Origin of the sequence: Kitasatospora sp. NPDC056651 (genome assembly GCF_042792155.1) — a bacterium.
GTDB lineage: Bacteria > Actinomycetota > Actinomycetes > Streptomycetales > Streptomycetaceae > Kitasatospora.
Genome location: NZ_JBHTWX010000042.1, coordinates 1 through 21,821, shown reverse-complemented (window position 1 = coordinate 21,821; position 21,821 = coordinate 1). Strand labels below are relative to the sequence as shown.

Annotated in this window: 20 protein-coding genes; 12 read left to right on the top strand and 8 right to left on the bottom strand. The window is 73.3% G+C overall.

Annotation, left to right across the window (positions count from 1 at the left end; translation table 11 throughout):
* Positions 1-5: 5 nt before the first annotated feature.
* A complete protein-coding gene (locus ACFRAR_RS18285; protein WP_380699102.1) occupies positions 6-488 on the bottom strand; it encodes a MarR family winged helix-turn-helix transcriptional regulator in 483 nt (160 codons plus the stop codon).
* Positions 489-610: 122 nt separating this feature from the next.
* On the opposite strand from ACFRAR_RS18285, the gene ilvA reads away from it, so the two are divergent.
* The 3 genes from ilvA to ACFRAR_RS18270 all read left to right on the top strand — a co-directional run bounded on the left by ilvA (position 611) and on the right by ACFRAR_RS18270 (position 4,003).
* Positions 611-1,822: a threonine ammonia-lyase gene (gene ilvA / locus ACFRAR_RS18280; RefSeq protein ID WP_380699101.1), complete on the top strand. Its 1,212-nt coding sequence runs from the start codon at positions 611-613 to the stop codon at positions 1,820-1,822.
* 257 nt (positions 1,823-2,079) lie between these two features.
* A complete protein-coding gene (locus ACFRAR_RS18275) occupies positions 2,080-3,144 on the top strand; it encodes an ATP-binding cassette domain-containing protein (RefSeq protein ID WP_380699100.1) in 1,065 nt (354 codons plus the stop codon).
* Position 3,145: 1 nt separating this feature from the next.
* Entirely contained in the window at positions 3,146-4,003 is an 858-nt protein-coding gene (locus tag ACFRAR_RS18270; protein ID WP_380699099.1) for an ABC transporter permease, read from the top strand.
* 128 nt (positions 4,004-4,131) lie between these two features.
* Here ACFRAR_RS18270 and greA read toward each other — a convergent pair whose 3' ends face one another.
* Together greA and ACFRAR_RS18260 are read right to left on the bottom strand one after the other, a co-directional pair.
* Positions 4,132-4,632 carry a transcription elongation factor GreA gene (greA, locus tag ACFRAR_RS18265; protein ID WP_380699098.1) on the bottom strand — a complete coding sequence of 167 codons (501 nt, stop codon included), beginning with the start codon at positions 4,630-4,632 and terminating at the stop codon, positions 4,132-4,134.
* Between the two features lie 276 nt (positions 4,633-4,908).
* The gene (locus tag ACFRAR_RS18260; RefSeq protein ID WP_380699097.1) at positions 4,909-5,322 is read right to left on the bottom strand and encodes a DUF4307 domain-containing protein; all 414 of its coding nucleotides are present in this window, start codon (positions 5,320-5,322) and stop codon (positions 4,909-4,911) included.
* Positions 5,323-5,566: 244 nt separating this feature from the next.
* On the opposite strand from ACFRAR_RS18260, the gene mca reads away from it, so the two are divergent.
* The 4 genes from mca to ACFRAR_RS18240 all read left to right on the top strand — a co-directional run bounded on the left by mca (position 5,567) and on the right by ACFRAR_RS18240 (position 10,277).
* Entirely contained in the window at positions 5,567-6,472 is a 906-nt protein-coding gene (gene mca, locus ACFRAR_RS18255) for a mycothiol conjugate amidase Mca (protein ID WP_380699096.1), read from the top strand.
* Positions 6,473-6,521: 49 nt separating this feature from the next.
* Positions 6,522-6,713 (top strand): hypothetical protein, encoded by a 192-nt coding sequence (locus tag ACFRAR_RS18250; protein ID WP_380699095.1) that lies wholly within the window; start codon positions 6,522-6,524, stop codon positions 6,711-6,713.
* Positions 6,714-7,309: 596 nt separating this feature from the next.
* Positions 7,310-9,376, top strand: a complete 2,067-nt coding sequence (locus ACFRAR_RS18245) for a thioredoxin domain-containing protein (RefSeq protein ID WP_380699136.1) — start codon at positions 7,310-7,312, stop codon at positions 9,374-9,376.
* Between the two features lie 40 nt (positions 9,377-9,416).
* Positions 9,417-10,277 carry a GNAT family N-acetyltransferase gene (locus ACFRAR_RS18240; RefSeq protein ID WP_380699094.1) on the top strand — a complete coding sequence of 287 codons (861 nt, stop codon included), beginning with the start codon at positions 9,417-9,419 and terminating at the stop codon, positions 10,275-10,277.
* Between the two features lie 108 nt (positions 10,278-10,385).
* Here the strand turns inward: ACFRAR_RS18240 and ACFRAR_RS18235 are convergent, their stop codons facing one another.
* The gene (locus ACFRAR_RS18235; RefSeq protein WP_380699135.1) at positions 10,386-11,318 is read right to left on the bottom strand and encodes a hypothetical protein; all 933 of its coding nucleotides are present in this window, start codon (positions 11,316-11,318) and stop codon (positions 10,386-10,388) included.
* Between the two features lie 323 nt (positions 11,319-11,641).
* Here ACFRAR_RS18235 and ACFRAR_RS18230 point away from each other — a divergent pair, with 323 nt between their 5' ends.
* Together ACFRAR_RS18230 and ACFRAR_RS18225 are read left to right on the top strand one after the other, a co-directional pair.
* Positions 11,642-12,310 carry a papain-like cysteine protease family protein gene (locus ACFRAR_RS18230; RefSeq protein WP_380699093.1) on the top strand — a complete coding sequence of 223 codons (669 nt, stop codon included), beginning with the start codon at positions 11,642-11,644 and terminating at the stop codon, positions 12,308-12,310.
* Between the two features lie 8 nt (positions 12,311-12,318).
* Positions 12,319-13,194, top strand: coding sequence for a hypothetical protein (locus tag ACFRAR_RS18225; protein ID WP_380699091.1), 876 nt, complete (start codon positions 12,319-12,321; stop codon positions 13,192-13,194).
* A gap of 151 nt (positions 13,195-13,345) precedes the next feature.
* Here ACFRAR_RS18225 and ACFRAR_RS18220 read toward each other — a convergent pair whose 3' ends face one another.
* Positions 13,346-14,002 carry a TetR family transcriptional regulator gene (locus ACFRAR_RS18220; RefSeq protein WP_380699090.1) on the bottom strand — a complete coding sequence of 219 codons (657 nt, stop codon included), beginning with the start codon at positions 14,000-14,002 and terminating at the stop codon, positions 13,346-13,348.
* Between the two features lie 108 nt (positions 14,003-14,110).
* The gene (locus tag ACFRAR_RS18215; RefSeq protein WP_380699089.1) at positions 14,111-15,664 is read right to left on the bottom strand and encodes an MFS transporter; all 1,554 of its coding nucleotides are present in this window, start codon (positions 15,662-15,664) and stop codon (positions 14,111-14,113) included.
* Between the two features lie 307 nt (positions 15,665-15,971).
* On the opposite strand from ACFRAR_RS18215, the gene ACFRAR_RS18210 reads away from it, so the two are divergent.
* Positions 15,972-16,673, top strand: a complete 702-nt coding sequence (locus ACFRAR_RS18210; RefSeq protein WP_380699088.1) for a hypothetical protein — start codon at positions 15,972-15,974, stop codon at positions 16,671-16,673.
* Here ACFRAR_RS18210 and ACFRAR_RS18205 read toward each other — a convergent pair.
* On the bottom strand, positions 16,644-17,318 hold the full coding sequence (locus tag ACFRAR_RS18205; protein WP_380699087.1) for a hemolysin III family protein: 675 nt from the start codon (positions 17,316-17,318) through the stop codon (positions 16,644-16,646). The genes ACFRAR_RS18210 and ACFRAR_RS18205 overlap by 30 nt on opposite strands.
* Before the next feature lie 283 nt (positions 17,319-17,601).
* On the opposite strand from ACFRAR_RS18205, the gene ACFRAR_RS18200 reads away from it, so the two are divergent.
* The gene (locus ACFRAR_RS18200; protein WP_380699086.1) at positions 17,602-19,428 is read left to right on the top strand and encodes a phosphoenolpyruvate carboxykinase (GTP); all 1,827 of its coding nucleotides are present in this window, start codon (positions 17,602-17,604) and stop codon (positions 19,426-19,428) included.
* Positions 19,429-19,626: 198 nt separating this feature from the next.
* Here the strand turns inward: ACFRAR_RS18200 and ACFRAR_RS18195 are convergent, their stop codons facing one another.
* Entirely contained in the window at positions 19,627-20,841 is a 1,215-nt protein-coding gene (locus ACFRAR_RS18195; protein WP_380699085.1) for a pyridoxal phosphate-dependent aminotransferase, read from the bottom strand.
* Between the two features lie 257 nt (positions 20,842-21,098).
* Between ACFRAR_RS18195 and ACFRAR_RS18190 the strand changes: the two genes are divergently transcribed.
* Positions 21,099-21,818: a prepilin peptidase gene (locus ACFRAR_RS18190; RefSeq protein WP_380699084.1), complete on the top strand. Its 720-nt coding sequence runs from the start codon at positions 21,099-21,101 to the stop codon at positions 21,816-21,818.
* The last annotated feature ends 3 nt before the right edge of the window (positions 21,819-21,821 follow it).

The following is a 21,821-nucleotide window of genomic DNA, read 5'->3' as shown; positions in this document are numbered from 1 at the left end:
GCCCCTCACTGCCCCTGCTGGTCCGCCGTGTACGACTCCATCGCGAGGTTGAAGCGGGCCAGCAGGGCGCAGAACGCCCGCTGTTCCTCCGGTGGCCAGTCGGCCATCAGCCGACGGGTCAACTCGGCCCGGCCGTCCCGGACTTCGGCGAGCCGGCCGGCGCCGTGCGAGGTCAGCGCCAGCCGTACGGCACGGCGGTCGGCCGGGTCCTGCACCCGGCCGACCAGCCCGGCCGCGACCAGCGGGGCCACCTGGCGGGTCACCGTGGAGGAATCCACCCCCAGGGCCTCGGCCAGGGCCTTGACGTTGGCGGGCCCGTGCCGTTCCAGCCGGTCGAGCAGCAGGTAGGCGGCCCGGTCGAGCACCCCGATCCCGCCGCCGGAGGTCCGGACCTGTTCCATTCGGCGCGCGAACACCGCGAGCTGGTACTGGAGTTGGGTGTGCACGGGGTCGGTGCGGTCGGTGGCCTGGGGCGAGGTCGTCGTCATCGCGGCTCACGATCGTCGTGCGGTGAGGGAGGCTCAGAAGCAGCAGAGTACGCGGGCCGGGCGGGCCCGGGAACAGGCCCGGCGTCGCGGATTGCCGTCGCCCGCCCCCGTAGTCTGACGCCATGCACAACTGGCCGATCACCCTCGACGACGTCCGCGGTGCCCAGAAGATGCTCGCCGGGGTCGCCCGGGTGACGCCGATGGAGGGCAGCCGCCACCTCTCCGGACTGATCGGCGCGCCGGTCCACCTGAAGTGCGAGAACCTCCAGCGCACCGGATCCTTCAAGCTGCGCGGGGCGTACGTGCGGATCGCGGGACTCTCGCCGGTGGAGCGGGCCGGCGGGGTGGTGGCGGCGAGCGCCGGGAACCACGCCCAGGGCGTGGCGCTGGCGGCCGCGCTGCTGGGCGTGCGCTCCACGGTGTTCATGCCGGTGGCGGCGCCGCTGCCGAAGGTCGCGGCCACCCGCGAGTACGGAGCCGACGTGCGGCTGCACGGCGCCACCGTGGACGAGGCGCTCCAGGCCGCGCAGCGGTACGCGGAGGCGACCGGCGCGGTGTTCATCCACCCCTTCGACCACTGGGACGTGGTCACCGGCCAGGCGACCCTCGGACTGGAGATCCTGGAACAGTGCCCCGAGGTACGGACCATCCTGGTCGGGGTGGGCGGCGGCGGGCTGCTGGCCGGGATCGCGGCGGCGGTCAAGCCGCTGCGGCCGGACGTGCGGGTGGTCGGGGTGCAGGCGGCGGGCGCGGCCGCCTACCCGCCCTCGCTGGCGGCCGGGCGGCCGGTGTCACTGGAGCAGTTCGCCACGATGGCGGACGGGATCATGGTCGGGCGCCCCGGGGACATCCCGTTCGAGGTGGTCAACACGCTGGCGGACGGCATCCGCACGGTCTCCGAGGACGCGCTGTCGCGGGCGCTGCTGCTCGGGCTGGAGCGGCTGAAGCTGGTGGTCGAGCCGGCCGGGGCGGCCCCGATCGCGGCGCTGCTGGAGCGGCCGGACTCCTTCGAGGGCCCGGTGGTGGCGGTGCTGTCCGGCGGCAACATCGACCCGCAGCTGATGCAGCGGGTGCTGCGGCACGGGCTCGCGGCGGCCGGGCGCTACCTGTCGCTGCGGGTGCGGCTGGCGGACAAGCCGGGCGCGCTGGCGGACCTGCTGTCCGTGCTGACCAGGGTGGACGCCAACGTGCTGGACGTGGCGCACGTGCGGATCGACCCGCGGCTGGGGCTGACCGAGGTCGAGGTGGACCTGCACCTGGAGACCAAGGGGCCGGAGCACTGCGCGCTGGTGGTCGGGGAGCTGCGGGACGCGGGGTACGTGGTCTCCGACTGAGCCGCGGGTTCCTCGGGGCGGGTTCCTGCGGACGGGTTGCTTCGGGCGGGGCGTTCCGGGTGGGGCGTTTCCGGGCGGGGCGTTCCGGGTGGGGAGGCGGCGGAGCTCCTCCCTTGACGCGATATATCGCGTGCTGGAAGACTCGCGATACATCGCGTTCTGCTCCCGTGGGTCGCGCCATGGAGTCGCCCGCCTGCCCGAAACCGGGGCAGAGTGGGACAGATCGCCCCATACGTTCGAGGAGATGAGGCAAGGCCATGGCGCCAGCCATCCAAGCCGAGAACCTGGTGAAGACCTTCGGCGACGTACGAGCCCTGGACGGCGTCAGCCTCGACGTCCCCGAGGGCACGGTGCTCGGGCTGCTCGGCCCGAACGGAGCCGGGAAGACCACCACCGTGCGGGTCCTCACCACCCTGCTCCGGCCCGACTCCGGCCGCGCCGTGGTCGCCGGGGTCGACGTGCTCAAGCACCCCAACCGGGTCCGCAGCCTGATCGGCCTGTCCGGCCAGTACGCGGCGGTCGACGAGTACCTGACCGGCTTCGAGAACCTCACCATGGTCGGCGAGCTCTACCAGATGAGCAATCGCGCGGCGAAGGCCCGCGCGCTGGAGCTGCTGGAGTGGTTCAACCTCACCGAGGCCAAGGACCGCACCGCCAAGACCTACTCCGGCGGCATGCGCCGACGCCTGGACCTCGCCGCCGCGCTGGTCGTCCGGCCGCCGGTGATGTTCCTGGACGAGCCGACCACCGGCCTCGACCCGCGCAACCGGCTCGCGCTCTGGGAGGTCATCGAGACCCTGGTCGAGCAGGGCACCACGCTGCTGCTCACCACCCAGTACCTGGAGGAGGCCGACCGGCTCGCCCACGACATCGCGGTGGTCGACCACGGCCGGGTGATCGCCCGCGGCACCGCCGACCGGCTCAAGGCGCAGATCGGCGGCGAGCGGATCGAGGTCGTGGTGCACGAGCCCGGCCTGGTCGCCGACGCGGTCGCGGCGCTGTCCCGCTTCGCGCTGAACGAGCCGACGCTGGAGAAGAACACCCGCCGGATCACCGTGCCGGTCAGCGGCGGCGCCCGGGTGCTCGCCGACGCGATCCGCGAACTGGACTCCCGCGGCATCGAGATCGACGACATCGGGCTGCGCCGACCGACCCTGGACGACGTCTTCCTCACCCTCACCGGCCACGTCGCCGAGGAGCGGCCGGAGGAGGAGGACGGCGCCGACGGCGGGGCGCGCGGCCGGGGCAAGGGCGGCGGCCGGCGCGGCGCCGACGGCCGGGACCAGGACAAGTCGGCCGTCACGGCCGGGAAGGAGAGCTGAGATGGGCACCGCCACCGAGCACGCCATCGGCCCGGCGATGCCCAGGCAGCGCCGGGGGATCTCCGCCACCCTGCACGACTCCTGGGTGGTCGCCAAGCGGAACCTGCGCCGGATGACCCGCATCCCGGAGATCGTGATCTTCGGGCTGATGCAGCCGGTCATGTTCGTGCTGCTGTTCTCGTACGTGATGGGCGGGGCGATCAGGATCCCCGGCACGAACTCCGGCTCGGACACGTACATCCAGTTCCTGATGGCCGGCATCTTCGCCCAGACCGTCACCTTCGCCGTGGCCGGCGCCTCGGCGGGCATCGCGGAGGACATGAACAAGGGGCTGGTGGACCGGTTCCGCTCGCTGCCGATGGCCCGCTCGGCGGTGCTGGTCGGCCGCACGCTCGCGGACCTGTGCCAGACCGCGTTCACCCTGGTCGTGCTGGCGCTGGTCGCGCTGCTGGTCGGCTGGCGGATCCACGAGGGCCTGCCCAAGGCGCTCGGCGCGTTCGGCCTGCTGCTCCTGCTCGGCTACGCCTTCTCCTGGATCGGCGCGCTGATCGGCCTGTCCGTGCGCAGCCCCGAGGCGGCCACCTCGGCCGGGCTGATCTGGCTGTTCCCGCTGACCTTCGTGTCCAACGCCTTCGTGCCGGTCGCCTCGATGCCGGGCTGGCTCCAGGCGGTCGCGTACTGGAACCCGTTCAGTGCCACGGTGCAGGCCTGCCGGGTGCTGTTCGGCAACCAGGTCGGGCCGGTGGACGACGTCTGGTCGATGCAGCACGCGGCGCTGGTGTCGGTGCTGTGGTCGGTGGTGATCACCGCGGTGTTCTCGTGGCTGTCGGTGCGCAAGTACCGCTCGTCCGCCGCCTGAGCGCCGGTAGCGCTGGCAGCGCGCCCGGGCGCGCCCCCGGAGCTCCGCCCGGAGCCCCGCCCGGAACGCCGAGGGCGGCCGCGGAAGTCTTCCCGACCCCGCGGCCGCCCTCGTGTCGTGCGGCCGGATCAGCCGGCGTGCGGCACGACCTTGACGATCTTCACCATGGCCGGCTTGCCGTTCGGCAGCTCGTAGCCAGCCTCGTCGCCGATCCGCTTGCCGTCGATCGCGCGGCCCAGCGGGGACTGCGGCGAGTAGACGTCCAGGTCGTCGGCGCCCGCGACCTCGCGGGAGGCGAGCAGGAACTCCATGAGGTCGTCCTCGTCGCCGTCGAAGGCGACCGTGACGACCATGCCCGGGGCCACCACGCCCGAGTCGGCCGGGGCCTCGCCGACCTTGGCGCGCTCCAGCAGCTGGGTCAGCTGACGGATGCGCAGCTCGTACTTGCCCTGCTCCTCCTTCGCCGCGTGGTAGCCGGCGTTCTCCTTGAGGTCGCCCTCCTCGCGCGCCGCCTCGATCTTCTGGGCGATCTCGATGCGCCAGGGCCCGGTCAGGTGGTCCAGCTCGGCCTTGAGCTGGTCGTAGCCGGCCTGAGTGAGCCAGGTCACGTTCTCACTGGTCTGGGTCACGGGTGCTCCTCGTAGGTGCGGGGCTGTGCTGAGGGTGTGAGTCGTCAGCAGGGGTCGGTGGTGATTTCGGTCGTAACTACAAAGCAACGCCCGCTCCCGTACCATCCGGTGCGGAAGGGGCGAAACCACGAGCCTAACAAGTCCTGCCGACAAGCGGGAGGGGCGTTCGGGCGCCATTGACGGCGGCGTTGCGCCGGTTTGTACGGCAACGGTGTGCGGGACCCTGTACGGATGCCCGTTCTCCGGATCGGATATGCGCGCCGCCCGGGCGGGTTCCTACTTGGCCGGGGTGCAGCCCAGGAGCTCGGCGGTGGTGCCGCGCGAGGCGGTGCGCAGGGTGACCACCGCGTCGTAGCTGGAGCCGGCCGCCGGGACCGGGAAGTCGGCCACCCCGACCACCCCGTGGTCGTCGCCCTGCGAGCGCACCGTGCAGGTACCGGCCTGTCCGTCGCTCTTGCGCACGGTGAGGTGCAGCTGGACCTCGGAGTCGGAGAGCACCTGGAAGGTCGGCACCGAGCCGTTGATCTTCGACTCGCGCAGCATGTAGGAGCCGCCGAGCCAGGCGACCAGGCCGAGGCCGAGCACGCCGCAGACCGCGCCGATCACCTTCAGCCGGCGGTCCGAGTCGCGGCCGCCGCCGCGCCCGTAGCGCCCCTCGGGCAGATCGGTGGCGGTGGTGCCTGCACTCATCGGACTCCGTCCTCTCCTGGGGGAGGGGCCGCCCTGGGTGGTGCGGGGGAATGCGACGCTCCTCCAGTCCGTCACTATAGGAGGGGCACGCCCGCGGCCGGTCCGGCGGGGGCAGGGCTCGGCCGCGCCGACGACGTCGGACGGCACGGCCCCGCGGCGACGCGGTCCCGAAGTGAGCCGTTCGTACGGTGGGCAGACCCGGACTTCGCGGAACGCCCGACGAGTGTGGAAGGAACGCAAGGCGTTGACTGAGCAGTTGCGACTGATGGCGGTGCACGCCCATCCGGACGACGAGTCCAGCAAGGGCGCGGCCTCCATGGCCATGTACGTCGAGCAGGGCGTGGACGTGCTGGTGGCCACCTGCACGGGGGGCGAGCGCGGGTCGGTCCTCAACCCCAAACTGCAGGGGGACCCGTACATCGAGGAGAACATCCACGAGGTGCGCCGCAAGGAGATGGACGAGGCGCGGGCGATCCTCGGCGTCAAGCAGGCCTGGCTGGGCTTCGTGGACTCCGGCCTGCCCGAGGGGGACCCGCTGCCCCCGCTGCCCGAGGGCTGCTTCGCCCTGGAGGACGTCGAGAAGGCGGCGGAGCCGCTGGTCCGGCTGATCCGCGAGTTCAAGCCGCAGGTCATCACGACCTACGACGAGAACGGCGGGTACCCGCACCCGGACCACATCATGACCCACAAGATCACCATGCTGGCCTTCGACGCCGCAGGCGACCCGGACGCCTACCCGGAGGCCGGCGAGCCCTGGCAGCCGCTCAAGCTGTACTACAACCACGGCTTCCCGATGGGCCGCATCCGGGCCCTGCACGAGTACCTCACCGAGCACGGCCACGAGTCGCCGTACGGCGAGTGGATCGAGGGCTGGGAGAAGAGCGGCCGCAAGGAGCGGGAGATCACCACCCGGGTCCGCTGCGGCGACTGGTTCGAGACCCGCGACCGGGCGCTGATCGCCCACGCGACCCAGATCGACCCGGACGGCCCGTGGTTCCGCGTCCCGCTGGAGGTCCAGCGCGAGGTCTGGCCCACCGAGGACTACGAGCTCGCCCGTACCCTGGTCGACGTGGACCTGCCGGAGGACGACCTGTTCGCCGGCGTGCGCACCCCCACCCTGGTGGCCGAGACCGCCGACACGCGCGACTGAACCACCCCCCGACGGCCCGGCCGGGCGTGAGCCGGGCGACCATAGAGATATGAGTGCCTCCGTGAACCTCGTCCACCTCGCCGCTGACCTCGCCGTCGACGACTCCAAGGTCACCCCCGGGCTCCTCGGCTTCGTCGTCTTCGCCGCCCTCGGCGTCGCGACCTGGTTCCTGGCCAAGTCCATGAACCGGCAGTTCAAGAAGGTCGACTTCGTCGAGGAGCCGGAAGGCGCCAAGGAGTGAGCCGAAGGCCGGCCCCGCGGGGGCCGGCCTTTCGGTGAACCGCGCTCCGGGGCGCGCCCGGCTCCGTAGGATCCCGAGCCATGACACGGTCGTGGCACACCGTGGTGCGCAGGGCGGGGTACACGGCGGCGGTGGTGCTGATGCCGCTGCGGCTCGTCCTCTGGATCCAGCCGTCGGCTCCGCCCGGGGCGATCGTCAAGGCCTACCTGCTCACGATCCTGCCGGTCTGCGTGGTGGTCGGGGTCGGCTGCTACCTGCGGTCGATGGACGCCCGGGCCCGGACGGCGCTGGCGGTCGAGCGGCGCGCGCAGCGCCTGGACCTGGCCCGCGACCTGCACGACTTCGCCGCGCACGACGTGACCGGGGTGGTGGTGCTGGCCCGGCAGGACCCCCGGCAGGCGGTCGAACTGCTGGCGGGGATCGAGGCGGCGGGGCGGCAGGCGCTGGTCACCATGGACCGGACCGTGCGGGTCTTCGCCGGGGACGACGCCGGTCCGGGGCCGCGCGGACGGGTGGGGCGGGGCGGACGGTCGGGGCGGGGCGCGGAACGGGTGGCGGATGCGGATCCCCCGCGCCCGGATGCCAGACTGATGGGCATGAACCGGTTGGCGCACGCGACCTCCCCGTACCTCCAGCAGCACGCCGACAATCCCGTGGACTGGTGGGAGTGGGGCCCGGAGGCGTTCGCGGAGGCGGAGCGGCGCGGGGTGCCGGTGCTGTTGAGCGTGGGGTACGCGGCCTGCCACTGGTGCCACGTCATGGCGCACGAGAGCTTCGAGGACGCCGGGCTGGCCGAGTACCTCAACGAGCGGTTCGTCGCGGTCAAGGTGGACCGGGAGGAGCGGCCGGACGTCGACGCCGTGTACATGGAGGCGGTGCAGGCCGCGACCGGGCAGGGCGGGTGGCCGATGACGGTGTTCCTCACCCCCGGCAAGGAGCCGTTCTACTTCGGCACCTACTTCCCGCCGCGGCCCCGGCACGGGATGCCGTCCTTCCGGCAGGTGCTGGAGGGCGTCGACGCCGCCTGGCGGGACCGCCGGGAGGAGGTCGGGGAGGTCGCCCGGCGGATCCGGGCCGACCTGGCCGAGCGGGCCGCCGTCTACTCGGCCGGCGCCCACAACCCGCCCGGCGAGGCGGACCTGCACCAGGCGCTGGTGACCCTCAGCCGGGACTTCGACCAGGCCCGTGGCGGCTTCGGCGGCGCGCCCAAGTTCCCGCCGGCCATGGTGCTGGAGTTCCTGCTGCGCCACCACGCCCGGACCGGCTCGGAGGCTGCGCTGGAGATGGCCGTCCGCACCGGCGAGGCGATGGCCCGCGGCGGCATCCACGACCAGCTCGGCGGCGGCTTCGCCCGGTACTCGGTGGACGCCGGCTGGGTGGTGCCGCACTTCGAGAAGATGCTCTACGACAACGCCCTGCTGCTGCGCGCCTACCTGCACCTGTGGCGGGCCACCGGGTCGGACCTGGCCCGCCGGGTCGCGCTGACCACCGCGGACTTCCTACTGCGCGAACTCCGCACACCCGAGGGCGCGTTCGCGTCCGCGCTGGACGCCGACAGCCTGGACGAGGAGACCGGGCAGTCCGCCGAGGGCGCCTACTACGTGTGGGAGCCCGGCCAGTTGGTCGACCTGCTGGGCCCCGCCGACGCGGCCACCGCCGCCCGGCTGTTCACCGTCACCGCCGACGGCACCTTCGAACACGGCACCTCCGTCCTCCAACTCCTCGCCGACCCCGAGGACTTCGCCGAGTACGAGACGATCCGGGCCCGGCTGGCCGAAGCGCGGACGGCCCGGCCCGCCCCGGCCCGGGACGACAAGGTGGTCGCCGCCTGGAACGGCCTCGCCGTCGCCGCCCTCGCCGAGACCGGCGCGCTGCTGGACCGCCCCGACCTGGTCGAGGCCGCCGAACGCGCCGCCGACCTGCTGCTCGCCGTCCACCTCACCCCGGACGGCCGGCTGCTGCGCACCTCCCGGGACGGCCGGGCCGGTGCCAACGCCGGAGTGCTGGAGGACTACGCGGACACCGCCGAGGGCTTCCTCGCGCTGTACGCCGTCACCGGCTCCCCGGAGTGGCTCCAGCTGGCGGGCGGCCTGCTCGACACCGTGCTCACGCACTTCACCGACGAGGCCTCCGGCGCGCTCTACGACACCGCCGACGACGCCGAGGAACTGATCCGCCGCCCGCAGGACCCGACCGACAACGCCACCCCCTCCGGCTGGACGGCCGCCGCCGGCGCCCTGCTCACGTACGCCGCGTACACCGGCTCCGACCGGCACCGCACGGCCGCCGAGCGGGCCCTCGGCGTGGTCGGCGCGCTCGCCGGCCGGGCCCCCCGCTTCATCGGCTGGGGCCTCGCCGTCGCCGAGGCGCTGCTCGACGGGCCGCGCGAGGTGGCCGTGGTCGGCCCGGACGGCGACCCGGCCACCGCCGCGCTCCGGCGGGCCGCGCTGCTCGGGACGGCGCCCGGCGCGGTGGTCGCGGTCGGCGCGCCGGTGGAGCCCGGACAGTCCGGGGAGCCCGGGGAGTCCGAGGTGCCGTTGCTGGCGGACCGGCCGCTGATCGGCGGGGCGCCCGCGGCGTACGTCTGCCGGCACTTCGCCTGCGACGCGCCGACCGCCGATCCGGCGGTGCTGGCCGAGAAGCTGGGCGTGGCGGTCGAATAAACCACTGGCGGAGACGCGCGGCCGGGCGAGACCGTGGTCCATGACCTGGACCCTCGGCACCTCCCTCGACGAGTTCCGCGGTCAGGCGGCGGCCTTCCTGGCCGCCCGCCCCGCCGAGAACACGGTCCTGCTCACCGTCGCGCACCGGCTGGCCGAGTCCGGCCCGACGGTGTTCGGTGAGCCGCCGGTCTTCGGCTGGTGGCGGCCCGAGGAAGGCGCCCCGGTCGGGGGCGCTTTCCTCCGGACCCCGCCGTCCGGACCCCGGCTCTCCTGGATGCCGTCGGCCGCGGCTGCCGAACTGGCCGTCGAACTGGCCGCTGCCGGGCCGGAGTTCACCACGGTGACCGGGATCGGCGGGGGCGTCGACCCGGTCCGCGCCTTCGCCGCCGCCTGGACGGCCGCCACCGGCGCCGAGCAGTCCGTCCGCTTCACCCAACGGCTGTACCGGCTCGGCGAGTTGGCGGAACCGCCGCGCCCGCCCGCAGGCCGTCACCGGCCGGCCGGACCTGCCGACCGCGAGCCGGCGATCCGCTGGTACGAGGCGTTCCTGGTCGAGGCCGGGGTCGAACTCCCCGACGTTCCGCGCGCGGTGGACCAGCGAATCGCGGACGGCACCCTGCACCTGTGGGAGGACGAGGGCCGCCCGGTCGCCCTGGCCGGCAACAGCGCGATCCTCGCCGGGATGTCCCGCATCGGCCCGGTCTACACCCCCGCCGAACACCGCGGCCGAGGCTACGGCACCGCCGTCACCGCCGCCGCCTCGGCCCACGTCCGCACCCTCGGCGCCACCGAGGTGCTGCTCTACACGGACCTCGCCAACCCGACCAGCAACTCCATCTACCGGCAGATCGGGTACCGGCCGGTGGAGGACTCGCTGATCCTGGACTTCCACCAGCGGTGACCGGCGGCGGGACCGGCAAGGGTGGACCTGCGCATTCCCGGCCGGGCGCGCGACGGCCGGCCCGGCCTCGAACGGGTCGACGACGACGACGGCAGCGCAGGCCGTCCGTCACTCCCAGTCCCACCGGATCCCCAGCAGGCACGGCCGCAGCGCCGTCGCCACCAGGTGGACGCAGTGGTGGCCGTCGAGGGTGAGCTCCTCGGTCTCGTACGGGGTGCCGCCCGGGGAGTGCAGGGCGAAGCGGTGGCAGCGCACCGGCAGGGCGTCGGGATGGAAGGTGACCTGGAGGACGTACTGGCCGGCGCCGGCGTTGAAGCCGCGGACGTACTCGCAGCTGGGGTCGGGGGAGGGGGCCTCGTCGAAGCCGTAACCGAGCAGGTGGGTGTCGCCGGCGCGGAGCCGGCGGTCGAGGAGGAGCTCGGCGGCGAGCAGGTGGTGGGCCTGGTCGCGGCGGATGCGGCCGGGGCGGCAGTTCTCCTCGGTGCGGACGCCGACGAGGGTGATGTCGCTGCCCGGGTCGCCCTGGTAGAGGGCGAGGTAGCGGTCGATGCCGTCGCGGTGGGCGCGCAGGGCGTGCTGGGAGTCGCGGCGGGTGAGCTGGCGGTCGGGGCCGACCCGGATGCGTTCGATGTGGGTGACGGTGTGCAGCCCGGTGTCGCGGGGGCCGGCGAGGGCGGCGAGCAGGTCGTCGACGGCCGTGGCGGGGGAGATGAGGTCGCGGTACGGGCGGACCGGCGGGCCGGCCGGGGCGGGGCCGGTGGCGCGGCGGGGGCCGAGCAGCCGGGTGAGGGAGTGCTCGGGCAGGTCGAGGACCTCCTCCAGGGCGGCGACGGCGCGCAGCGACTCGGGGCGTTCGGGGCGACGGCGGCCCTGCTGCCAGTAACTGAGGCTGGTGAGACCGACGTTGACGCCGCGTAGCGCGAGGTGGCGGCGGACGCGGTGCAGGGCGAGGCCGCGGGCCGAGATCGCGGTGCGCAGGGCGAGGTGGAACGGGCCGGTGCGCAGGGCGGCGGCGAGCTCGGCGGGGTCGCTCTGGTGGATGGCGGCCTCCTGGGGGCGGGGTGGGGCGGCGGACCGGGCGGGCGGATCGGGTGTGCGGATCGGGTGTGCGGACCGGGCGGGCGGCGGCGGTTCGGACGGTCCGGCTTTTGACCGTGAATATTCACATCGGTGCGCCGGTTTGTCACCGGTCCGGGCCTGCCGCGCGGGGGTTTCCCGGGCGCCGTTCACATTCGCACCGCCCCGTTCACACGGCGATCCAGGGCCGTTGACCCGCCCCTGACGAGGCGCGATGCTCAGGGCCGCGATCCGGACCGCGCCCCCACACAGCACCTCGCTCCATTCGTGCAAGGAGGCATTTCCCCATGCCAGTTCCACGGATACGGCTGCGCCGCGCGGTCTCACTGCTCGCCCTCGGTGTGCTGGGCCCGGCGCTCACCGCCGCGGTGGCCGCGCCCGCGGTCGCCGCCCCGGCGCAGTACCCGGCCCAGGCCCGCGCCGCGCACCAGGTCCGCCAGGCGGCCGCGCCCGGCAGCACGGCCGATCTGGCCGGCACGTACAAGAAGCTCAACATCACCATGCAGCAGCAACAGCAGACCAACTGGTGCTGGGCGGCGAGCGGGAACACCATCGCCACCTGGTTCGGCTTCAACTACAGCCAGAACCAGTTCTGCAACGCGGCGTTCGGCCGCTCCGCCGGTTCGAGCTGCCCCAACAGCCAGGCCACGCTGGGCGATGTGCAGAACGGCCTGAACTGGGTCGGCATCAACCCGGGTTCGTACGTCAGCGGGTACCTGAACTACGGCACCGTGCAGTCCGAGGTGAACGCCGACCGGCCGATCGAGACGCGCATCCAGTGGAGTTCGGGCGGCGGCCACATGCACGTCCTGTACGGCTACGACACCACGAGCAACTGGGTCTACTGGGGCGACCCGTGGCCCTCCAACTACCGCTACAACTGGGCGGATTACGGCTACTACGTGAGCAACGGCACGTTCTCCTGGACCCACTCCCTGTACCGGATCGGCGCGTGAGGGCGATCATGACCGAGATCAAGAGCCGCCGTCGGGCCGCCGCCGTCACCGTCACCGCCACCGCAGCCCTGCTCACCGCGGGCCTGGCACTGGCGCTCGCCCCGGCCGCGCACGCCGCCGCCCCGCAGGCCCCGGCGCCGGTGCCCGCCGCCGAGCTGGCGCAGGCCCGCAGCGCGGTGCAGGACCCGGCCGTCCTCGACAAGGTCGGCCACTTCTTCGCCCGCAAGGGCGTCCCGCCGACCAGTCAGCTGACCATCGGCGCCGCCGAGGAGGCGTGGGCGGCGAGCGCGGCCGCCCCGCGACTGTCCGGGGACACCGTGCCGGTGTACGTCCTGGACTCCGGGTTCGTGGCCGGTACGCCGGGCGCGCCGGTGGCGAAGGCCGAGTTCACCGCCAGCACGGTGGTCGCGGCGGACGGGCAGAGCGCCTCGGTCTGGACCGTCCGGCAGGGCGGGGACTGGAAGGTGGTCAACATCGCCTCGGGCGGTGACGAGGGCGACTACGCCGCGAAGGCGGCGAACAGCGGCGGCGGCACCGCCTTCCGCGAGCCGCAGGTCAACGCCTGGTACGTGCTGCGCGACGGCCGGGTGCTGCCGCTGGACGACGAGGCCCGGCGCTCGGTGGGCGCGGGCGGGATGACGCTGACCGCGTACCAGCAGCTGGTGCACCAGCGGTACGGGGACAAGCTGCCCGGCTCGGCGTACGACCGGGACGGCAAGGGCGGCGGCTACCCGGTGGACGCCGCGGAGGCCGCCGCGGCGCCCGCCGGGTCGTCCGGGTCGTCGGCGCTGCCGGCCGTGACGGCGGCCGCCGCCCTGGGGGCGACCGCGCTGGTGGGCGCGGGCGCCGTGCTGCGGCGCAGGTCGGGCGCCCGCAGGGGCTGACGGCGCGCGGGGTCCGGCCGGTCGGGCCGGACCCCGCTGCCGTCCCGCCGTGCGGTCGCGGACCTCCTCCACAAACGCACCTCCCCCATCGCGCACCTCCCGCGCACCTCCCCTATATAGGGGAGCACCGGCACAGGGGAGCACCGACGGCTCACACCCCGGCGAACCCGCTCTCCAGCAGCGCGAAGGTGTGGTCGACCAGCGCCGCGATGTCCTCCCGGCCGCCGCCCGCCGCCCAGCGCAGCATGGCCTCGGTGGTGGCGGCGCCGATGGCGGCGGCCGTCACCCGCATCTCGTAGCTGGGCTCCTCGACGCCCGCCCGCCGGGTGAGCACCGTGAGGTAGAGCTCCTCCGGGCTGTGGCGGCCGCGGTGCATCCCGGTGCGCAGCGAGGCGACCTCGGTGACCAGCCGCATCCGGGTGAGCAGTTCCTGGCGCTCGTGCTGGAGCAGCGCCCGGACCAGCCCGGTCATGACCTCCCGGCAGGAGGTGAGGAAGGGCTCGTCGGAGGGGCGGGCCAGCAGGGCGGTGATCAGCGCCGGGTCGTACTCGTCGGAGAGGACGAGGTCCTCCTTGGTGGCGAAGTACCGGAAGAAGGTGGACGGTGAGATCTCGGCGGCGGCGGCGATCTGCTCCACCGTGGTGTTCTCGTAGCCCTGCTCGGTGAACATCCGGTACGCCTCGCGCCGGATGGTCTGGCGGGTCTTCAGCTTCTTGCGCTCGCGCAGCGACAACGGCGCCTCCAGCATCGCCTGGACCGGGTCGGTCGGGGCGTCCGGCAGGGCCGTGGTCGGCTGCTGGGAAGTCATGCTTCCGATTATCCGTGATCTCCCTCGGCTGCGATCTCGGCCGTGATACCGGTCGAGATGTCGCTCGTGATGTCGGCCGCGACCTCAGCCGCGACCTCAGCCGCGACCTCAGCCGCGATCCGGGCCGGCGGCGGGGGTGTCCGCGGGCATCCGGGCCGCGACGAGTACCGCCGAGAGCACCGCGACCAGCCCGGCGACCAGCAGCACCACCCCCATCCCGTGCACGTACGCGGCGTGCGCGGAGGAGCTGAGCGCCTGCCCGCCCTCCGCGCCCCCGGCCCGGGCGACGGCGTCGGCGGCGACCACCGACTCCCCGGCCCGGTGCGCCGCCTCGGCCGGCAGCCCGCCGGTGTCCAGGGCGCCCCGGTAGGACCCGGACAGCAGGCTGCCGAAGGCGGCGATGCCGATCGCGCCGCCGACCTGCCGCAGGGTCTGCACCAGCCCCGCGCCGACCCCGGCCCGGGCCGGTGGCAGCGTGACCAGGGCGGAGGCCTGCGCGGTGATCAGCGCGAGTCCCATCCCGACGCCGAGCACGGTGAGCCAGACCGCGGCCCGCCCGTAGCCGTCGCCGGTGCCGGTGCGGCTGCCGAACAGCAGCGCGGCGCCGAGCAGGGCCAGGCCGAGGGTGATCACCGTACGGGCGCCGAACCGGCTGACCAGGCGGTCGGTGCTCTTGGCGGCGACCAGCAGCCCGAGCATGATCGGCATCAGCCGCAGTCCGCTGCCGAGGGTGTCCGCGCCGAGCACGCTCTGGAAGTAGAGCGGCAGGACGAAGAAGGCGCCGAACAGGACGAGCGAGATCAGTGTGGCCGCGACGGAGGACCAGCGGAAGGTGCGGTCGGCGAGCAGGCGGAGGTCGAGCATCGGGTCGCGCTGCCGGCGGCTGCGCAGCACCAGTGCGGTGAGGGCGAGCAGTGAGCCGGCCAGGGTGCCGAGCACCAGGGGGTCGGCCCAGCCGCGGTCGGCGCCCTCGATGATGCCGTAGGTGAGCCCGGCGAGTCCGGCGGCGGCGAGCAGGGTGGCGAGCAGGTCGATCCGGGGCGCGGCCGGGTCGCGGGTCTCCGGCAGCAGCAGGACGCAGGCGGCGATGCCGAGCGCGGTGAGCGGGACGTTGATCGCGAAGACCGAGCCCCACCAGAAGTGCTGGAGCAGGAATCCGCCGATCAGCGGCCCGAGCGGGGCGCCGAGGGAGACCGCGGCGGCCAGGATCGCGGTGGCCCGGCGCTGTTCGGCGGGCGGGAAGAGGCCGGGGATCACCGCCATCGACATCGGCATCACCAGGGAGGCGGCCAGGCCCATGCCCGCGCGGGCGGCTATCAGGGTGGTGGGGGAGCCGGTGAGCATGCCGATGGCGGAGGCGAGGCCGAACAGGGCGAGTCCGACGGTGAGCGTGCGGCGGCGGCCGAACCGGTCGCCGAGCAGGCCGGCCGGGAGCATGGCGGCGGCGAACACCACGGTGTAGGCGTCGACGATCCACTGCTGCTGCCCGGTGGTGGCTCCGAGCTGGGCGGCGAGCGTGGGCAGGGCGACGTTGAGCACCGTCATGTCGAAGCTGATCACCAGGACGCTCAGGGCGACGGCGACCAGGGCGAGCCACCGGCGCGGGTCGGCGGCGGTGGTGGGTGCGGTGGTGGCCGCGGCAGCGGGAGGGGCGGTGGGCACGGTGTCCTCCGGGTCCGGCGAGTCCTCGAAATGATAGTTGCTATCAAATGACAGTAACTCTCAAAATCTCCGGGTCGTCAACACGTGCTAGTCGGCCACGCTCCGTGATGTGTCCTCGAAGTGCTGTTTCCGCACAAGGAATTGACGCAACGTTGATCTGGCGTTCGCCACCCCGGGGCGGTAGTCCATGACTGTCGGTAGATACGATGTGGCAATCGGTCAGTGCTGGCCGACGTGTGCCGAGAGCGGAGAAGGGGTGGGGCGGCAGGAGCCGACCACGAGCCCGGCACCGGGAAAGGGGACCGAAGTGGCCGACGCGGACGACAGGCGGACGAGCGCCCAGGTGTGGGGTTCGGCGGTGGTGGTGGGCTCCGCGCTGGCCGTGGTGGCGGCCTATCTGATCAACGGCGCCCTGCTGGTGCTGGCGGTCGCCGGGGCCGAGACCCTGCTGCTCATGGTCTACGTCGCCCGCCGCTGGCGCGCGCTGCACGGCGGGCCGGCCCCGGCCCGGCGGCACCGCCCGCGCCGCGGCACCCCGGACGCCGCGCACTGCGAGCGCTGCCGCCGGGCCCGCGAGGCGCTGGACGCCCGGCAGGCGCGCGCCCGCTCGATGCCGGCGGGACGGCCGGAGTCCCCGGTGCGCACGGCGCCGGCCGGCTCGCGGCGAGGGGCCGGTCGTGGGCCCCACCGGGAGCCGGACGCGGCCCAGGAGCCCCACCGCGGGTCGGGCGAGCCCCGGCGGGAGGCGTACGGCGAGCCGCACCGCGAATACGGCGAGAGCCGCGGCCACGGTGAGCACCACCACGTGCACGAGTCGCTCCAGGGCCCGGTCGCGCAGTCCGAGCCGGGCGCCGCCGACCACTCGCCGTACCTGCGCGGCCCGCAGCTCCGGGCCCCGTACGAGCGCCCGTGGACGGCGGAACGGGCGGCCGCCCGGTCCGTGGACCGTTCGACCGCCCGTCGGGGTGGTGCGCCGGGATCAGCCGGCCGTGCTGTACGCCACCAGTGAGACGCCGACGTACTGGACGATGAACGCCCCCAGGGTGAAGGCGTGGAACACCTCGTGGAACCCGAACCAGCGCGGTGAGGGGTTGGGCCGCTTGAGCCCGTACACCACGCCGCCGATGCTGTAGAGCACCCCGCCGACGACCATCAGCACCAGGACGGCGACCCCGCCGGTGTGCAGGAAGTCCGGCAGGTAGAGGACGGCGGCCCAGCCCAGCGCCAGGTACACCGGGGTGTACAGCCAGCGCGGCGCGCCGACCCAGAACACTCGGAACGCGATCCCGGCCAGCGCGCCGCCCCAGACCGCCCAGAGCAGCACCTGCTGGTCGGTGCCCTTGAGCAGCAGCATGGTGAACGGCGTGTAGGTGCCCGCGATGATCAGGAAGATGTTCGCGTGGTCGAGCCGGCGCAGCACGGCGTCCCCGCGCGGGCCCCAGTCGAAGCGGTGGTACACCGCGCTGACCCCGAACAGCAGCCAGGCGCTGACCGAGTAGATCGCGCAGGCGATCCTGGCGGGTCCGGATTCGGCCAGGCATATCAGCACGATTCCGGCGGCGAGCGTGGCGGGGAACATCCCGGCGTGCAGCCAGCCGCGCCACTTCGGCTTGCTCTCCGTGAGCGCGCTCTCCCCGAGCGCAGCAGCAGTCATGGCGGCATGCTACCCGTTACCTACGCCTCCGTAGGTTACTCGTCCGTAGGAAGTGGCGATCGTCACTCTTGGACGTTTTGGAGTAATCGGAGTGTGGTGCCGCCCACTCCGACGGGAGCGTGGACGGCATGTTACTGGCTGGTAATAATACTTGCCGTAGTAAAAGGTCCGTCAATTTCGCCGCTTTGCCCCGTTCGAGCCTGGAGGCCGGAGCTACGCTGCAAGCACCCTCAGACCCCCGCGACGCCGTCTCCTCGCCGAGATGGCGTGAAACGGAGCGATCGTGTCGTACGAGATCTCTGCTCTCAGCGCATCCGCGCCCACCCGCCACAAGCAGCTGCTCGCTTGGGTGAGCGAGATCGCCGAGCTCACCCAGCCGGACCGCATCGAGTGGTGCGACGGTTCCGACGAGGAGTACCAGCGCCTCGCGGACCTGCTGGTGGCTCAGGGCACCTTCAAGAAGCTCGACGAGGAGAAGCGCCCCAACTCCTACTACGCCGCCTCGGACCCCACGGACGTGGCGCGCGTCGAGGACCGGACCTTCATCTGCTCCGAGCAGGAGAAGGACGCCGGACCGACCAACAACTGGAAGGCCCCCGCCGAGATGCGGGAGCTCTTCCAGGGCGAGCAGGGCCTCTTCCGCGGCGCGATGAAGGGCCGCACGATGTACGTCGTGCCCTTCTCGATGGGCCCGGTCGGCTCCCCGCTGGCCGCGTACGGCGTCGAGATCACCGACTCCGCCTACGTCGCCGTCTCCATGCGCGTGATGACCCGGATGGGCCAGGCCGTGCTGGACCAGCTCGGCGAGGACGGCGACTTCGTCCGCGCCGTGCACACCGTCGGCGCCCCGCTCGCCGAGGGCCAGGCCGATGTGGCGTGGCCGTGCAACAGCACCAAGTACATCTCGCACTTCCCGGAGACCAAGGAGATCTGGTCCTTCGGCTCGGGCTACGGCGGCAACGCCCTGCTCGGCAAGAAGTGCTACGCGCTGCGCATCGCCTCGACCATGGCCCGTGACGAGGGCTGGCTGGCCGAGCACATGCTCATCCTGAAGCTCACCCCGCCGAACGGCGAGGCCAAGTACGTCGCGGCCGCCTTCCCCTCGGCCTGCGGCAAGACCAACCTGGCCATGCTCCAGCCGACCGTCCCGGGCTGGAAGGTCGAGACCATCGGCGACGACATCGCCTGGATGCGCTTCGGCCAGGACGGGCGCCTGTACGCCATCAACCCCGAGGCCGGCTTCTTCGGCGTCGCCCCGGGCACCGGCGTGGACACCAACGCCAACGCCATCGAGACCCTCTGGGGCAACACGGTCTTCACCAACGTCGCCCTCACCGACGACGGCGACGTGTGGTGGGAGGGCCTCACCGACGAGCCCCCGGCGCACCTGACCGACTGGCGCGGCAACGACTGGACCCCCGAGTCCGGCACCCCGGCCGCCCACCCGAACGCCCGCTTCGCCGTGCCGGCCGCCCAGTGCCCGACCATCGCCCCCGAGTGGGAGGACCCGGCGGGCGTGCCGATCTCGGCGATCCTGTTCGGCGGCCGCCGCGCCACCGCGGTCCCGCTGGTGACCGAGTCCTTCGACTGGCAGCACGGCGTCTTCCTGGGCGCCAACATCGCCTCCGAGAAGACCGCCGCCGCCGAGGGCACCGTCGGCGAGCTGCGCCGCGACCCGTTCGCGATGCTGCCGTTCTGCGGCTACAACATGGGTGACTACTTCGCCCACTGGCTGAAGGTCGGCGCCCAGGCGGACGCCGCCAAGCTGCCGAAGATCTACTACGTCAACTGGTTCCGCAAGAACGCCGAGGGCAAGTTCGTCTGGCCCGGCTACGGCGAGAACAGCCGCGTGCTCAAGTGGGTCGTCGAGCGCCTGGAGGGCACCGGCGAGGGCGTGGAGACCCCGATCGGCGTTCTGCCGACCGTCGAGGGCTTCGACCTCGGCGGCCTGGAGCTGTCCAAGGAGGACCTCGACCTGCTCTTCACCGTGGACGCCGACATCTGGCGCCAGGAGGCCGCCCTCGTGCCGGCCCACCTGGAGACCTTCGGCGACCACACCCCGAAGGAGCTGTGGGACGAGTACCGGAACCTCGTCGCGCGCCTCGGCTGAGCCTGAGCCTCAGCCGGGAGGGAGGCGGGCGCGTGGCACGAACCGCGCACCCCGCCGAGCGGCAGGACGGCCGGAGTTCCGCCCGGCGATCTTCCCCGACCAAGGAGATCGCCGGTGCCGGGACTCCGGCCGTAGTGTTTTCCGCGCCCGGTTCCGTGCGCCCGCTCCCGTGCGCCCGGTTCCGTGCGCCGGGATTCCCTACGCCTGGACGTAACCGCCGAGGAAGTCCCCGATCCTGGTCACCGCGTCGGTGATCTCCTCCGGCCGGGGCAGCGTGACCAGCCGGAAGTGGTCCGGCTCGGGCCAGTTGAAGCCGGTGCCCTGGACCAGCAGGATCCGCTGGGAGCGCAGCAGGTCGAGCACCATCCGGGCGTCGTCCTTGATCTTGTGGACCTTGGGGTCCAGCCGGGGGAAGGCGTACAGCGCGCCCTTGGGCTTGACGCAGCTGACCCCCGGGATCCCGTTCAGCAGCTCGTAGGCGGCGTCGCGCGAGGCGAGCAGCCGGCCGCCGGGCAGCAGCAGGTCGCGGATCGACTGGCGTCCGCCGAGCGCGGCGGCCACCGCGTGCTGTGCGGGCATGTTGGCGCACAGCCGCATCGAGGCGAGCACGGTCAGGCCCTCGATGTAGCTGCGGGCCCGGCGCCGGTCGCCGGACAGCACCATCCAGCCGGAGCGGAAGCCCGCGACCCGGTACGCCTTGGACAGGCCGTTGAAGGTGACGCAGAGGAGGTCCTGGGCCAGGGTGGCCAGCGGGACGTGCTCGGCGTCGTCGTAGAGGATCTTGTCGTAGATCTCGTCCGCGTAGACCACCAGCTGGTGCCGGCGGGCGATCTCGGCGATGCCCTCCAGCACCTCGCGCGGGTAGACCGCGCCGGTCGGGTTGTTCGGGTTGATCACCACGATGGCCCTGGTCCGGTCGGTGACCTTGGCCTCGATGTCGGCGAGGTCCGGGTACCACTCGGACTGCTCGTCGCAGCGGTAGTGCACGGCGGTGCCGCCCGCCAGCGAGACCGAGGCGGTCCACAGCGGGTAGTCCGGCGCCGGGACGAGCACCTCGTCGCCGTCGTCCAGCAGCGCGGTCATCGCCAGCTGGATCAGTTCGGAGACGCCGTTGCCGAGGAAGACGTCGTCGACGGAGAGGCCGTGCAGCCCGCGCTCCTCGTAGTGCATGACCACCGCGCGGCGGGCGGAGAGCAGGCCCTTGGAGTCGCCGTAGCCGTGGGCGTTGGCGAGGTTGCGCAGGATGTCCTGGAGGATCTCCGGGGGTGCCTCGAAACCGAAGGTGGCCGGGTTGCCGGTGTTGAGCTTGAGGATGCGGTGGCCCTGTTCCTCCAGCCGCATCGCCTCGTCGAGCACCGGGCCGCGGATGTCGTAGCAGACATTGGCGAGCTTGCTGGACTGGATGACCTGCATGTCCGCCTACTTTAGGGGTACGGACGGCCCGTTCGGCGGGTCTGCGGGAAGGCGCTCGGGAGGGCCCGAACGGCCCCCTTGGATCGGCAGGCGGCAACCCCGGGCGGCCTTGTGAATCGGCGGCCGGATGTCCGGAATGCCCCCGTACGCGAGGAGCGCCGCCGCGCCGTCGTGCGGAACGAGACGGACGGCACACCGGGCGGGCGGTCGGCGCGGGAGGATGTGGCCGGTGCGTCGGTCGAGGAGGGGGTGCGCCGGTGGTCCCGGTCGTGGTCGCGGCGGTGCTGGTCGGATTGCTGGCGGCTCCGGTGCTGCGCGGGCGGATCGCCCGGTTCGCGGTGCCGGAGGGCGAGCCCTGGTGCGACGGCTGCCCGGCGTGCGGGCGAGGAGTGCGCCTGCTGCCGCCGTCCGGGCGCTGCCCGGGCTGCCGGCAACGGCTGGGCGCCGCCCCCTGGACGGTGGAGCCGGTCGCGGCGGCGGTCGCCGTCGCGGTGGCGTACGCGGCGGACCGGCCGCCGGTGCCGGTCCTGGCACTGGGCTGGGCGGCGGCGTTCGGCGTGGTGCTCGGCTTCGTCGACGCGCGGGTGCGCCGGCTGCCGTACCGGCTGACCGTGCCGCTGCTCGGCGGGGTGGCCGTGCTGCTCCCGGCCGCGGCGTTGGCCGAGGGGGACCCGGGTGCGGCGGTGCGCTGTCTGCTCGCCGCGCTCGCGGTCGGGGCGTTGCTCGAACTGGCCGTCTGGCTGGGCGCATTGGGCCCCGGGGACTCCCCGCTCGGGCTCGCCCTGGGCGGGCTGCTCGGCTGGTACGGCTGGTCGGTGGCGCTCGGCGGGCTGTTCGCCGCGATGGTGCTCGCCGGGCTGTGGGCCACCCTGCGGGCCGTCGCCGCGCTGGCCCGCCGCCGGTCGGTGCGCGGACTGCACCTCCCGGCCGGTCCGTTCCTGCTGCTCGGCGCGCTCACCGCGGTCCTGGCGCGGTGAGCG